Here is a 10,302-nt window from a genome sequence, read left to right on the forward strand (position 1 = left end):
GGTATTAAAGAACTCACTAACGACGTTAAAAATTATTTATATAGAACAACTATGTATCATAATTTTAGCCTTGTTATTGCGCTATTTTCTTATCGCTATAATAGATCACTAATTTAATGCAATTGGTATAAAAAACGGACACTGGCTATTTACCTTCAATAAAGTATTGATGAAACGAAATAAAATCAATACTCTACAAACCTAGTTTGAACAGGTAACTTAACTTTATGAAAACCACTATTAATGACGTAGCAAAACATGCCGGCGTATCAATAAAAACCGTCTCGCGTGTAATTAATAACGAAACGTCAGTTCGCGATCACACCCGAGAAAAAGTAATGGTCTCTGTTAATGAGTTAAACTATCATCCTAACTTAGCGGCCAGAAGCTTAGCGGGTACAAAGTCTTACAGCATTGCCTATATATATGATAATCCAAATGCTTATTACATAATCGATATGCAAAATGGGATATTAAACGCGTGTAAAAAGCACGGATTCGAATTACTGATCCATCCATGTAACGCAAAAGAAGAACGAATTATTGACGAGATCACGAGTATGGTTAAACATACGCGGATTGCAGGCGTGATGTTAACGCCGCCTTTTTCTGAAATGCCTCTATTTGTAGAAAAGCTCGCACAGCTTGATGTAAAAATAGTGCGTGTTTTGTCTGGCAATACCGCACCAGACAATCTCACCCCCTGCATTATGATAGACGACAAACTTGCCTCTAAAACAATTACAGAACACCTAATTACAAATGGCCATAAACGTATAGGTTTTTTGGCCGGTGGCGCAGAGCATAACTCAACAAAAGAGCGCCTTGAAGGCTATAAAGACGCACTACAACAACACAACATCAATATAGATAAACGCCTTATTGTTGCGGGTGAATATTCATTCGAATCAGGAGTAGAAGGCGCTAAAACATTAATAGCCCTGACAGATAAACCCACTGCTATTGTGTCATGTAATGATGAAATTGCAGCCGGTGCACTTTTTGCTGCAAGACTATTAAATATTGATATACCAGAGCAGTTATCAATAACGGGGTTTGAAAATAGCCCATTCTCACGTCAAACCTGGCCTAAATTAACAACGGCAAACCAACCAAACGATAAAATAGCCGAAGATGCTGCCAATTTATTAATTGCACAAATACGCAACGGGGATGATCGCGACATAGTCAAAAAATATATCCCAGAGCTTATCGTGCGTGATTCCACTACACAAATAAACTAGACCCGAAAAGCCGTTAACTTGCACGGTTTTCAGTTAAAAATCCTATTTGATCGTTGCTATTTAAGCCGCGATTAAATAGGACTCTTGTCCTGAATGTTTACTACCACGTTTAAATGAACCCTTGCCTTTTTTAGCTTTAACCACTTGTGGTTTGAATAATTTAGAGGTTACTAATGCTGCTAGTGCATTGTGATTTATTACACCTCGGCCAGTGTCGACTGCACTGTTGCTTGGTGTTTTCATTTTAGATTTTTTAGCCATATTTTTTCCTACGTTTAATAATAATGGTACTACTGAGATGGCGATTGTAGACGTAATTTTCAACCGCGCAAGCAATTTTTAGCGTCAGTTTACTGTTTTATTAGAATAAAAAAGCATAAAAAAAGCGCAGTAAATAACTGCGCTCGTTGTTAATTTTTTAAGTATCAAGTTATGCTTTAACTAATTAAAACTCAAAGCTTATTTTTGCATAATACGTTCTGCCGTCAAAGCCGTAAGGTAATGCACGTACAGGGTATTTAAATGCACCATTAGTAATAGCATTAAGCACCTCATCATCCCCTAACTCATCTGGCGTTTCGTCAAACACATTATCTGCACCTACCGAAAGCGCAAATATATCATTGATTTGGTAGCTCACATTTAAATCAACTAATACCGCAGATTCAACCGTACTGGTTGCTTTAAACGAACCATCTGTTGCAAGCTCTATATGATCGTTACCAAAGTATTTTACGTCTGTTTCACCAAAATAGTTAAAACGCACTGTTGAAGTATACGCATCACGCTCATAGTCAAACGTCAGCGTTGCCCGCTCACCTGGTTGCCCATCGGTCAAAAAGCTACGCTGTAAGTCATCAAGCGCTACATTTTGTGGAATACCTTCAGAGGCATTTACACCATCTATTTTAGTATCGTTTAAGTTACCCGCAAAAGTAACGCCTAAGTTACCACCTTCAAGCTCTGTACGGTACGAGGCAATAACATCAACGCCTTGCGTAGTCGAATCAACAGAGTTAGAAAAGTAGTTAGCTTGCACAGCACCCGTTGCTTGCAAAGCCGCCACTGCTTGAGCACTAAAAGCAACGTCATCTGCCGAAAGTAAGCTACCTAAGTTAATACGGTCTTTTATTTCTACACGATAAAAATCAACCGTCAATGAAAGCTCACTGCTAATGTCATAAACAAAACCAGCACTTAAGTTAGTCGATGTTTCTAGTTCTAAGCTATCAACACCTAAAGCACTTGGAAAAGCCGAGCCAGTTGTGGCTGTAAATGACTGAGTCAACGTACCGTCAGAGCCTAAGTTAGTCGTAAAAGCAGTGTAACCACTTTGTTGTAGTGATGGCGCTCTAAAACCGGTCGATACAGCACCACGAACAGCAAAATCGTCGTTAACTTCGTAACGTGTTGCTAATTTACCAATGATGTCGTCACCCGCGTTAGAAAAATCTTCGTAACGTAAAGCACCGCTCACATTCCATGCATCGGTTATCATCGTTTCTAAATCTACGTAAACTGCATAGCTATAGCGGTCGGCCTCATTAGAGGCCTCAGGACGAAGTCCGTTATAAGCTTGAAAACCACATTGTGCAAATTGACTAGGATCGTTAACCGATGGATAAGACGTATCCATATTGGCTAAACCACATGCATACGATGCTTCGCTGCCAGGTACAATTTCATAATTTTCTTTACGGTATTCAGCGCCAAATGAAACATATAATGGTTCATTACCTGTATCAATAATACCGCTTATATCCATATTTAACGTTGTTTGATCAAACCTAAAGCCACCAGAGTAGCCACCTGTAGGGCCTGAATTTGCTGCTATATCGGCATCTGTTGCACCTGGATTATTCACTAAGTACTCTGCCGCGTAGGAAGCGTTTAGTGTGTTACGCGATGTAAAGTCATATTGATTTTCACCATATACAGCAGATACATCGTAAAACCAATCGGCATTTATCTCACCTTTAAAGCCAACAGCAACTGAAATGTCTTGGGCCTCGTTGTATATACGCGGTAAAAAACCATCGCTGTATACTTGTGTTACATTTTTTGATGCTTCGTTAAAGTTACGGTAAAAACCGTTACCTAACGCAGTGCGCTCAGAGTAACCACCAAACGAATAAAGCTCTGCATCACCAAATGGCAGTGCCATGTTATAAAATAATGAAGTAAACTCGCTTTCAGAGTTACCTTGCCCCCAGCGCACGTCTTTTGAAAGCGTCCCTGGCGCAACATTTAACGAACCACCTGTATCGCGCTCGGCACGGTTAGTGCCATCTGCATCACGATACTCAAGCGATAAATTAATAAATCCGCCTTCGTTTCCTAAATCAAAACCACGGTTAATACCGGCTGAAATGGTATCGCCATCGCCTTCACTGGTGCTTCCGTATTGTACAAACCCTGTTGTAATGCCTGTTGAATTATTAAGTGATAGGTTAATTACACCCGCAATCGCATCAGAGCCATACTGTGCAGCAGCGCCATCGCGCAGTACTTCAACACCTTTTAAAGCGGTAAGTGGAATTGCATTCATATCGGTGCCTGCAGCGCCTGCGCCTACAGTACCATTAAGGCCAAAAATAGATTGATTATGACGACGTTTACCATTTACAAGAACAAGTGTTTGATCAGGCTGTAAGCCACGAAGCGTAGCGGGTCTAAATAAATCAGAGCCATCTGACACCTGCGTACGCGAAAAGTTAAAAGAGGGTGCTGTTGCTTGTAGGCTTTGACCAAGCTCTGTAAACCCGCCTTTATTTAAATCATCAGCGTCAATTAAATCGATAGGAGACGAAGACTCTGTTGAAGTTCGATTAGATACCCGCGAGCCGAGCACAGAAATTTGTTCGATATTTTTTTTTGCTTGTACCGGTGCTTCTTGTGCATTAACAATACTTGGTGCGCTAAAGGCAAAAGCAATGGCTACAGCGAGTGTATTTAAACGATATGTTGGCATAATGGTGACCCTGTTTTTCTGTTTTTATAATATGTGTGAGGTTGTAATAGTCACAACCTGTTGCAAACATCCTAGCAACATATACAACCAAAAAGAAATGAAAAAATTAAATAATTGGTCTAAGTATGCAAACAAGTTCAAATACAGGAAAAAACCACCTCAAACAGACTAAAATAACCACAACTAAAGCATTAAATTGCAGGACTCAATTAATTAACCTTATATTTACATTGTGTTTTTTTTAACTAGCCTCTGTTTTTATTGGTAACAAGCACCGAATGCTTGTACCTTCATCTAATACACTGTTAACTTCTATTGTTCCATGATGATCACGTACCATAGCGTACACCAGTGTCATCCCCATCCCAGTACCTTGTCCTATATCTTTTGTTGTATAAAAGGGGTCAAACATATGTGCTTGGGTATATTCACTCATACCACAGCCATTATCTTTCACTTCGATGCAAATGTGTCCAGAAACTTCAAAAACATTCACTTCAATTACACAGTTTTTAGCATTTTTAAACTCGTATGCTTGGCTTGCATTCATTAATAAATTTACAAAAATTTGATTAATTGACGATAAATTACAAGTAATGCTGGGCACCGAATCGAAGTGAGTTTTAATTTTGCATAATTTAAGCTGGCTGCTAAGCAATTTTAATGCGTTATTTGCAGCCTCGATTACATTCGCTTGCTGTTTATCTTGGCTTATTGACGGGTGAGCAAAGTTTAATAAATTATGCACTATGTGCTTAATACGACTAAGGCCCTCTACACTATCGTCTATTTGTTCTAACAAATCGCAACCGATCCATGAAAAGCGTTGCCGCTCATTTAAAAGGGCCAGTTCAATTTTATAATCACGACTAGCAACATCTCCCTTTAAATATTGATCATTAAGTTCTAGCAGCGCAAATATGTTGGGGGCTACCTGCTGTAAACCTTCAATGTTACTCATAGCATAGGCTAGCGGATTATTTATTTCGTGCGCGACTCCAGCACAAAGGGTCCCTAGCGTTGCCATTTTTTCAGTTTGAATAAACATCTTTTGTTGATACTCTAGATCTGCTATCTTTTTTTGTAATTCATTATTAATAGCGACTAAAACGCGGCTTTTATCTTTTAGTAGCGACTCTGCCGCTAAACGTTTTTTTTGTTCATTCAAAAAAGCCTGCTCAAAACCGCTACCTGATCCATTCATAGCTCGCACCCTTATACTTGTTAATAAGTAAGATGTAGTTGCCTAAGTTTAATAACGCAACTCAATTTTTTTTTAAGCTACGCTTAGTAAATATGTTATATCAGTTTTAGGATTAAATGTGTTCAAACTAGGGTTACGTAACGGGGTAAAGCAATGACAAACTCAACAACACACACACCAGCTAAATATGTAGATGTTCTGTGCGTCGATGATGACGAAATTGTATTGCGTTCCTTAATGCGTTTGCTCAAAACAAATGAGCTAACTGTTATTATTTCTGATAACCCTGAAAAGGCATTAAAACTTTTTGAAAACCATGAATTTGGTTTAATCATTAGCGACATGCGCATGCCACAAATGAATGGCGCACAATTTTTAGAAAAAGCCCGTGCTTTAGCACCAAACACACAACGTATTTTATTGACCGGTTATGCCGACATAGAAACAACCTTAGCGGCTGTTAACCAAGGCCAAATCAACGGTTATATTCAAAAACCTTGGCAAAACGACTTACTGCTGCGCAGTATTAATAACAGCCTCGAAAAATTTGCATTAAAAAATCAAAATAAACTATTAGAAGAACAAGTTAAAACACAAAACCAAGAACTCCTCGAATTAAATAACTCATTAGAGCAACGCGTAGAAAAGCGTACTCAACAAATTAAACAAGTGCTAAAAAAGCTCGAAGCAGCTAACGAGCGAGAAAAACACGAACACAAAGCAACCGTTGAGCTACTTTATAATTTTATTAACGCTAATCCATACCTTGATGGGAACAAAGCACAAAATATTGCAAATACATGTACACAAATAGCGTTATATTTAAACCTATCACAAGCAAGTATAGATCTTGCCCCTATGGCTGGTTACTTAGCCCAAATAGGGCTACTTGCAATGGATCCTGAACTTTATAAAAAGCCGGTTAGTAAACTAAACGAATTACAACGTAAAACATTTTATACGCATCCAAGTACCGCACAATTAATGCTAATGCCCGCCACACATTTGCACGACTTATCGGATGCCATTTATTATCAGTTTGAACGCTACAACGGTAATGGTATGCCAAAAGGACTTGCTGGAAATGATATTCCTATTGGTGCTATGGTACTTGGTTTAGCACGCGACTACTGGGATGCATTTGAACTCAGTAATGCAGTAGATGAAAAAGATCGCCACACAAACGCATTAGAAAATGTAAAACTTTACAGTGGTACATTTTATCATCCTAAAATTGTACGCGCCTTAGAAGCCAGCCAAGCTAAAATGAGCGAGCAAAAAAGTACGGCTGGTTCAGTACTTATTTGCACAGCATCCGAACTTAAGGAAAATATGGTACTTGGCCATGCTTTACACAGCCACGCCGGTATAATGCTGCTACCTAAAGGTCATGTGTTTGTTCGTAAATCAATAGAAAAGCTTCAGCAGCTTGAAGCAAAAAAACCAACGCCCTTTAGAATAATGGTTAAAACTGCTAAATGATTGATCTAAATTAGGCTTTTATTCGTTACAATGGGCTTAAATAGTCTGATATCCATTAAAGAAGTTTGCCTCAGGCTTAAAACACTCATTACAAAATTAACCTAGCTTGAAGGAGCACAACGTGTCGCGATTTTCTGCCGTAACCGATAATCCCCACGACGGGCGTTTTAATCAAAAAACGGGAATATTACTTACCAACTTAGGAAGCCCCGACGCCCCCACCGCTGCTGCTTTACGAATTTATCTACGTGAGTTTTTATCTGATCCTCGCATAGTAGAAATTCCTCGTTTAGTGTGGATGATCATATTACATGGCATTATTTTGCGTGTGCGCCCTAAGCGTTCAGCAAAATTATATAAAAGCATATGGACCGAAAATGGCTCACCTCTTACTCATATTACTCGCCAACAAAGCGTTAAATTAAATGCATTATTAAAAGAGCAAGGGTACACCAATACAGAAGTTGTTATGGCGATGCGCTATGGCAATCCGTCAATCGAAGCTGGTCTTGAAGAGCTTAGAAACAAAGGCTTAACCCGTATCATTATATTGCCAATGTACCCTCAGTATTCTAGCCCAACAACAGGCTCGACGTTTGATGCTGTATCAAGTGTATTACGTAAATGGCGCTGGGTGCCTGAACTACATTTTATAAATGGGTATCATAAAAATACACGTTATATTGAGTCCTTGGCCAATAGTATTAGCGAAGATTTAGAAGCTAATGGAATGCCACAAAAACTGGTTTTTTCATACCATGGTATGCCTCAGTTGTTTTTAGAGCGAGGCGATCCTTACCATTGTTTGTGCCTACAAACCACGCGTTTAGTCGTAGAAAAGTTAGGCCTTGATAAAGACAACGTAATTAGTACGTTCCAAAGTCGATTTGGTAAGGCCGAATGGTTAAAACCATACACAGATGCAACCCTTGAAAGCCTTCCAAGTGAAGGAATAAAAGACGTAGCCATAATCAGCCCTGCTTTTAGCGCAGACTGCTTAGAAACTTTAGAAGAGCTGGAAGGCGAAAACCGCGAAATTTTTGAAGAAGCGGGTGGCGAAAAATACCGTTATATAGCAGCCCTTAACGACAGAGACGACCACATCAATGCAATTTTTGATGTGTTAAAACCGATGTTATAAGCGTTTATAAATAAAAAGCATTTAGCGAGTCAATTGTACCCGCTAAATGCACAATCCTTTATGTCCCCCTTATTCTCGCGTGAGCAAGCCCGACCATACAACCTCTGCTTATAATTTACCTGTAAACGCGCAGCTTGCTGGCGTGTAAAACGCAGTGTTTAAAATATCTTAACAATAAGAAGCTATCGCTTTTCGCGTGAGCAAGCCCAACCCTACAACTCTCCGCTAATAATTTACCTGTAGACGCAAAGCTTGCTGGCGTGTAAAACGCAGTGTTTAAAATATTAAGCATCTCTGTTTTGGCATAAACCAATCTTATATTCACTGAAAACAGCCACTCATTATCTGCACACATATTATTCATAGCCATAAGTTCTCGATATTAAAGACAAAAAATCAACTTTATTTTTAAATTTAATTATTCAGTAAATTAGGCTTTTTAGTATTGTATTTAACTAAACAATGAAGTTCCCATAAAAACTCCAACCCAGTGTAAATACAGGAAAAAAACCAATACCAAATAATAAAAAAAGGATGGGAATAGAATAACTTTATATTAAAGAAGGGATTAAAAAATTAATTGTTACCACTTTTTGATTACATTTATTTTCTTGATCTAATCTAACTTATACTATAAAACGTAACGCTCAATTAACTTAAAGCGCGAAAAGAGAAACAAATGAAGAGGTCTATTGCCTTAACCATAGCAATTTCGTTATCAGCCTTTGCTATTTATCAACTATTTGTTAACAACGATGATGTTACAGAGCGTAGTGCACCAATCGCTATTGACATAGTACCGGTGAGTAGTTTGTCGGCTCAAAATACACATGCGCCTCTACCTATTGATATGAGTAACGATCCGATAATTTCGAAAGCAAGCGCGCCAACACTTCAAAATGTGCCATTTAACGAGTTTGACGCAGTGAATCGTCTTTCAGATAAAGCCAAGCAAGTACTTATAAACGCAAAGGTACTGCCTACTGATTTGCACAATGAAGCATATGTAGAGTTTGATTTAAGTTCATTACGCGCCTTAAAAACGGGCGAAAATTTTGATTTAGCCATTCCTCAAACAACCGAAACGTACACCGCCGAAGTAACGAATGTAGTAAGTGCCGAAAATGGCGATAAAAGCATATTTGGCACAGTAACCGGAGTCGACGGGCAAATGCACAATACGGTCCTAACCGTAGGAAAAGACGCCGTTTACGGCCAATTTACGGCACCAAGCGGTAACTATGTATTTGAAAGCAAAGGCCAGTATGGCTGGATAGCGGCTAAGCGTGATTTATATAAAAGTCACATAGAACACGATGTGAGTACGCCAGAGCAAAAAACAGATAAAACCGTAGACATATTTGCACCAAAAGCAGATGACAAACCGTAAGCTAAAAAGTTAAACCACAACAAGAGTAAGGTAATACAACAATGAAAAAATTAATCACCACAACCGCTGTTGCTGCAGCATTATGCATGACAAGTATTGTACAAGCAGAAACTATCGATATTGGTATTTTATATACTGATCAATCAGCAGCGGCAACAAGCAATATTGATACAAAAATAAATCAACTAATTGCTTTTAGTAATCAGGTATATAGCCAAAACGGTGTAGACATTACTCTACGTTTAGTAGGTAAGAAAAACCTAGGTGACTACGCAGTAACACCATCAGAGCAATGGTTAAATTCAATCACTAACAGCAGCTACGTAGACGGCCTTCGTTCTGATTGGAAAGCGGATATGGTTGCAGTACTAGGTACTGGCCAAAGTGCTGGTAATGGACTTATTTCATGTGGTTTAGCGTGGGTTGGTCAAGGTACAAATGGTAACTTATATAACTCAATGAGTAATAACATGTACTCAATCAGTGCGATTGACTGTGGCGCAACAACTTTCCTACATGAGCTAGGCCACAACCAAGGTTTAGCGCACTCTCGTAGACAAGGCGATACTTCTGGTGGTGTATATACAGACGGTATGGGTCATGGTGTACAAAACAACTTTGCAAGTATTATGGCTTACCCACATGTATTTGGTAGCGCAACACAATACGACTACTTTTCAAATCCAAACTGGGCTGTTGGCGGCGTACCATTTGGCGTAACCAACGAGTCATATGCTATTCGTACTATAAAAGCGACTAAAACAAGCATCGCTAATTTTAAGTAAAAAGCTGATTGTAAAAGTGGGCTAATTACCCACTTTTACACTTTATACCAATTGCATTAAATTAGTCATTATTATAGCGATAAGA

At 38.8% G+C, this 10,302-nt stretch carries 8 protein-coding genes; 5 read left to right on the forward strand and 3 right to left on the reverse strand.

The window, feature by feature from the left end; translation table 11 throughout:
• The first annotated feature begins 227 nt into the window (after window positions 1–227).
• Window positions 228–1,244 carry a LacI family DNA-binding transcriptional regulator gene (locus tag CWB66_RS18750; protein ID WP_138586552.1) on the forward strand — a complete coding sequence of 339 codons (1,017 nt, stop codon included), beginning with the start codon at window positions 228–230 and terminating at the stop codon, window positions 1,242–1,244.
• 60 nt (window positions 1,245–1,304) lie between these two features.
• Here the strand turns inward: CWB66_RS18750 and arfA are convergent, their stop codons facing one another.
• From arfA to CWB66_RS18765, 3 genes are all read right to left on the reverse strand, one after another.
• Window positions 1,305–1,505 (reverse strand): ribosome alternative rescue factor ArfA, encoded by a 201-nt coding sequence (gene arfA, locus CWB66_RS18755; protein ID WP_138586553.1) that lies wholly within the window; start codon window positions 1,503–1,505, stop codon window positions 1,305–1,307.
• A gap of 184 nt (window positions 1,506–1,689) precedes the next feature.
• Window positions 1,690–4,215 carry a TonB-dependent receptor plug domain-containing protein gene (locus tag CWB66_RS18760; RefSeq protein ID WP_138586554.1) on the reverse strand — a complete coding sequence of 842 codons (2,526 nt, stop codon included), beginning with the start codon at window positions 4,213–4,215 and terminating at the stop codon, window positions 1,690–1,692.
• Window positions 4,216–4,456: 241 nt separating this feature from the next.
• Window positions 4,457–5,419, reverse strand: a complete 963-nt coding sequence (locus tag CWB66_RS18765) for a sensor histidine kinase (protein ID WP_138586555.1) — start codon at window positions 5,417–5,419, stop codon at window positions 4,457–4,459.
• A gap of 153 nt (window positions 5,420–5,572) precedes the next feature.
• Here CWB66_RS18765 and nosR point away from each other — a divergent pair, with 153 nt between their 5' ends.
• The 4 genes from nosR to CWB66_RS18785 all read left to right on the forward strand — a co-directional run bounded on the left by nosR (window position 5,573) and on the right by CWB66_RS18785 (window position 10,217).
• Complete coding sequence (nosR, locus tag CWB66_RS18770) at window positions 5,573–6,901, forward strand: response regulator c-di-GMP phosphodiesterase, NosR family (protein WP_138586556.1); 1,329 nt, start codon at window positions 5,573–5,575, stop codon at window positions 6,899–6,901.
• Window positions 6,902–7,022: 121 nt separating this feature from the next.
• Window positions 7,023–8,042 carry a ferrochelatase gene (gene hemH, locus CWB66_RS18775; RefSeq protein ID WP_138586557.1) on the forward strand — a complete coding sequence of 340 codons (1,020 nt, stop codon included), beginning with the start codon at window positions 7,023–7,025 and terminating at the stop codon, window positions 8,040–8,042.
• A gap of 679 nt (window positions 8,043–8,721) precedes the next feature.
• Window positions 8,722–9,432 (forward strand): protease inhibitor BamI-like protein, encoded by a 711-nt coding sequence (locus CWB66_RS18780; protein ID WP_138586558.1) that lies wholly within the window; start codon window positions 8,722–8,724, stop codon window positions 9,430–9,432.
• Between the two features lie 41 nt (window positions 9,433–9,473).
• Window positions 9,474–10,217: a M12 family metallo-peptidase gene (locus CWB66_RS18785; protein WP_138586559.1), complete on the forward strand. Its 744-nt coding sequence runs from the start codon at window positions 9,474–9,476 to the stop codon at window positions 10,215–10,217.
• Window positions 10,218–10,302: the final 85 nt, after the last annotated feature.

The sequence above is a fragment of the Pseudoalteromonas sp. S558 genome, assembly GCF_005886635.1.
Lineage (GTDB): Bacteria > Pseudomonadota > Gammaproteobacteria > Enterobacterales > Alteromonadaceae > Pseudoalteromonas > Pseudoalteromonas aliena.